This is a genomic window from Gemmatimonas sp. (assembly GCF_044376735.1).
Lineage (GTDB): Bacteria > Gemmatimonadota > Gemmatimonadetes > Gemmatimonadales > Gemmatimonadaceae > Gemmatimonas.
In genome coordinates this window covers 1-4,348 of record NZ_JBILKJ010000197.1, presented here as the reverse complement: position 1 = coordinate 4,348, position 4,348 = coordinate 1, and the positions used below count along the sequence as shown (strand labels likewise).

General features: G+C 66.1%; 3 protein-coding genes. 1 reads left to right on the top strand and 2 read right to left on the bottom strand.

Annotation, left to right across the window (positions count from 1 at the left end; all coding sequences use genetic code 11):
* A partial coding sequence (locus tag ACIRA7_RS15270; RefSeq protein ID WP_396221702.1) for a murein L,D-transpeptidase occupies positions 1–1,506 on the bottom strand: 1,506 nt, incomplete at its 3' end.
* Positions 1,507–1,681: 175 nt separating this feature from the next.
* Between ACIRA7_RS15270 and ACIRA7_RS15265 the strand changes: the two genes are divergently transcribed.
* The gene (locus ACIRA7_RS15265) at positions 1,682–3,034 is read left to right on the top strand and encodes a hypothetical protein (RefSeq protein ID WP_396221701.1); all 1,353 of its coding nucleotides are present in this window, start codon (positions 1,682–1,684) and stop codon (positions 3,032–3,034) included.
* A gap of 21 nt (positions 3,035–3,055) precedes the next feature.
* Here the strand turns inward: ACIRA7_RS15265 and ACIRA7_RS15260 are convergent.
* A partial coding sequence (locus tag ACIRA7_RS15260; RefSeq protein ID WP_396221700.1) for a M24 family metallopeptidase occupies positions 3,056–4,348 on the bottom strand: 1,293 nt, incomplete at its 5' end.

The following is a 4,348-nucleotide window of genomic DNA, read 5'->3' as shown; positions in this document are numbered from 1 at the left end:
GTAGCCGCCCTGCAGCAATCCGCGCAGCCGTCGGTCGTGCCCGTAGATGTCGTCGTGAAAAACCACCGTGCCGTCTTCCCGCGCGACCGCCGTGGCGTACACCACATGCACCGGTACCGGCGTCGTGAGCGGGACTTGCAGCGGCGTGGCACGGTGCATCTCCGCCGCGATCCGCGTCGAGTCCCATCCCGCCTGATCGCGCAGCAGCAACGCCGCCAGCTCGGCCGGCCGCGACAGCCGAATGCAGCCGTGACTGAAATCGCGTCGCGCTTCCCCGAACAACTCCTGTGCCGGCGTATCGTGCATGTACACGTTGAACTCGTTCGGGAAGATGAACTTCACGCTGCCCAGCGCATTCAGCACCCCCGGACGCTGCCGAATGCGGGCGTTGCCCGCCGACACCGCATCGAGGGCAGAAGATGTCGTGGCCCGTACCTGCTCGTCGGTACCCACGATCTCGAACGCGTTGCGCGTGAGATACTCGATGTTGCGACGCGCTTTCGGGATCACTTCCTTGCGCGCGATACTCGGCGGCACGTCCCAGTACGGCGAGAACACCAGGTACCGCAAGGCGCCGCTGAACACCGGCGTCTTGTGATCGTACGCTTTGCCGACCACGACGTTCATCCGCAGCACATCGCGCTCGCGCTCACTGAGCCCACGGAATGCGTAGAGCTCGAAAGCGGGGATGTTCACGATGATCGGCGGCGTCGCGAATCGGTGAGGCAGCCAGCGCCACCGCTCCAGCGTTATCGTGATCTGCCCGATGCGCGCCTCGAGACGACGACGCAGCGCAGCCATGCTTTCCGGCGCGCCCTGCTTTCGGGTGGTGTCGCGCACTGTCGCACGTAGCAACGCAGTATCGCTCGCCAGGGCCCGATAACGCCCGAGTGCGGCCACCAACAGCCGATAGTGCTCATACGGCGGCTCAGCCTCGGCGAACTGCCGCGACGGGTCGGCCGAGGTCGTCAGTGTGCGCAGCACGGACGGCGCATCCCACGGTTCATGCGGAAAGCGCAGCTGCGCATGTGCCACTCGCGCCGAGACGCGACCGTACTGCAACGAGCGTAACGCGCGGAGTGCCGCCGTACTGAGCATCGCGTCGAACTCGGCGATCAATGCCGGGGTGGCCGGCGCGGAAGCGCCGCCGCGCAGGGCCGCCGTCAACGCGACGAGACGGGACACATCGTAGTCGGCCGGGTCGAGGCCGCGCGCGTCGATCTGCCTAAGCTGATCGAGCGTCGTGAGCGCCGAAGCGGTCGGACGACCCCCCTGCGTCCAGAGCGGAGCCCAGCCGCTGCCGGTGTACACCGTGCGCAGATCGGCGGCCACGTCACTCAGCTGTGGCCAACGTTGGGCGGCCAGGCGGTTCGACGAGACAATGCGCTGCAACGCCTCGCCGACCGGACTCGACGGAACATCCTGCGCGACGACACGGCACGGAGCGACGAACCCGCGCGCGACTACCAGCCCCAGCAGCACGAGACGAACGACAATAGGTGTCACCCTGCATGGTAGGTCTCCCCGACGACGGGCGCCAGCAGCAGTCCAGCAGCAGCTCGGCGGCAGCTCGGCATGCTGGCCACCCAGCCTGCGTTCACCTACGTTATCGCGCATCCCCTGAAGTCCGCCCGCGGACTGCCAGAGACCGCTGAACCCTGAAAAACCAGGTCCGGTGCCCGTGCTGTTTCGTCGAATCGCCCTGCCGATGCTGTTCCTGTCCATGGCCGCCTGTGGCGGTGACGGGGCGACCGAAGACACGCCCAGCAGCGCGGTCGCCGACGGCACGTTCGCCCGGATCCAGCGCGATGTGCTCGATCGGTCGTGCGTGTCCTGTCATCGCGCCGGTGACGCGAACGCCAGACAATCGCAGCTCGTGCTCACCAGCGATTCCGCCTACCAGCAGCTCGTTGGCGTCGGGTCGGTCCAGCAGATCGCGCGAGCCGATGGCGTGGCCCGCGTCAAGCCGTATCGGGCCGACAGCTCGCTGCTGTATCACAAGCTGGCGTGGGTCCCCGGCCACCATAGCCGCGACTATGGCCAGCTCATGCCGATGGGCACCACCAAGGGACTCACCGCCGGCCAGCTCGAGTACGTGCGTCGCTGGATCGAAGCGGGCGCCCCGCGTACCGGACACGTGGTCGACACCGCCGTACTCGCCGACGCCCGATTGCAGACGGCGAGCTTTACGCCGCTCGCCGCCCCCACCGCGGCGGGACTGCAGCTCAAGGTGGACAGCTTCGCGGTGTCCCCCGGTTCGGAGCGGGAGCTGTTCGTGTTGCGCCGGGTCGGCAATGCCAACGACCTCTACGTCACACGCATTCAGTCGCGCATGCGTCCGGGCAGCCACCATCTGCTGCTCTACACCTTCGACGAGAGCCGCACCACGTTCCCGTGTAATCTGCGCCCCGCCGCCAACACGGTGCGCGACATCCGGAACACCGATGGGTCGATGAACGTGGTAAACATGCTCCCGATGGCCTGTCACGTGTACTTCGCGGGCGCGATGACGCCCGACTTCGATTACCGGTTTCCTCCCGGTGTGGCGCTGCGTCTGCCGGCCAACACCTCGCTCGATTTCAACGTGCACTACGTGAATCGCGCGCCGATCGACCTGCCCGGCGAGGCGTTCGCCAATCTCTACACGGCAGATCGGGCGCAGGTGCAGACGGTGGCCCGCACCCTCAATCTCGCCAACACCAGCTTCTCGTTGCCGCCAAAGCAGCGCACCACCATCCGCACCGTCTTTCCGATGTCGGTACGCACCACCGTGCTGGGGCTCACGTCGCACATGCACTCGATGGGCGAGCGCTACGAGATCCGCGTGCGCCGGGCCGACGCGACCGAAACCACCGTGTATGTCAACACCGACTGGGAGCACCCGGGCTTCACGAACTTCGACACGCCGATCGTGCTCCAACCCGGTGACGCGCTCGTCTCGGTCGTCACCTGGAACAACGTCACCGACCGCACCATCGGCTTTGGCCTGCTCTCCAGCGACGAGATGAACATCATCTTCGGCTACGCGTACTGAGCGCCGCACCGTCCGGCAGCGCTACATCGCGCTGCCGGACGCCTTGATCAGGTAGTACGACGTCTGACGCGGTCGGAAAAAGCGAAAGCCCTGCTCCGTCAGAAACGCGTCATCCTCCATCATCACGAACAGCTTCTTGCCGTTCCACTCGGGAATCGGCGTGGCCGTATTCAGTTCGATGGAGATGTACGAACCCAGTCGCAGTCGTGAGTTCTGCGCGGTGGTATCGCTGCGCAGCGGGCTGCGGAAGTCGATCGATGCCCCCAGCCCGTGCCCCTGCGTGCCGATGGGATGCGAGTACACCATCGCTTCGATGCCGCGCTGCTTCATTTCGACCATCGTATTGGTGAACACCGATCCGCCGGTCGCCCCCGGCCGCGCGTGACGCAGCATGACCGCGTCCTGCAACGTGTTGGTGTTCGCCATCGCCTGCTTGAAGCTGTCGGGCACATCGCGCTCGCCCGGCTTCAGCACGTACGCCATTTTCTGCCAGTCGGTATCGAAGCCCATGTAGCTGATGCCGAAGTCCACGTGCACGACGTCGCCATGGCGAATCACCGTGCTCTCCGGCGCCACGGCGAGAAAGCCTCGCGACGTCGCGATGTCCTCGCCCGTGCGCTGTACGCGCAGATCGGGCTGAAACCACGTGCGCACACCGGCCGCCCCCAGCATGTCGAACAGTGCACGACGCACATCGCCCACGGTCGTGCGATTCGGCGTGATCACCGCATTCGACAGCGCCCGCTTCACGATCGCCTCCGTGACCGACACCGCCGCGCGGTAGTGTTCCGCCTCCTCCGGCAGCCGCGTGTCGAGATACTCCTCGATCAGGTCGCTCGCGCTCACGAACGTCTTCTCGGCGTCCTCGCCGAGCGTTTCGGCCAGGAACCGGTACGCGTCGTAGCCCAGCGAGCGCGTCTGCCCGCGTCGCCCGCGAATGCCCAGCCCCACCGTGGCCGGTTTGTACTGCTGATAGAGATCACGCAACGTCGTGGCCGGCGGCCGCGGCTCGGTGAAGGGCGCATCGAAGAAGCGCGCCAGATTCTCCTCGGTATAGCCCGTGATGGCGAACTTCTTGAGCCCCTGCTCGCCGCCGTCGATGAACACGAAGAAGTCGCGATTGCCCGTGTACGGGCGCGGTGGCGCCACGTACTGCGACAGCGGGTCGTCATGAAACTCCTCGTTCACCACGATCCACATCCCGATCTTGTGGCGCCGCATCATCGGCAACAACAGCGCATGTCGCTTGGTGAGCCACTCTTCGCGAAGAGCGATCTGCTGCGACCACGGCAGCAGGGCCGCCGCCTCCGGCAC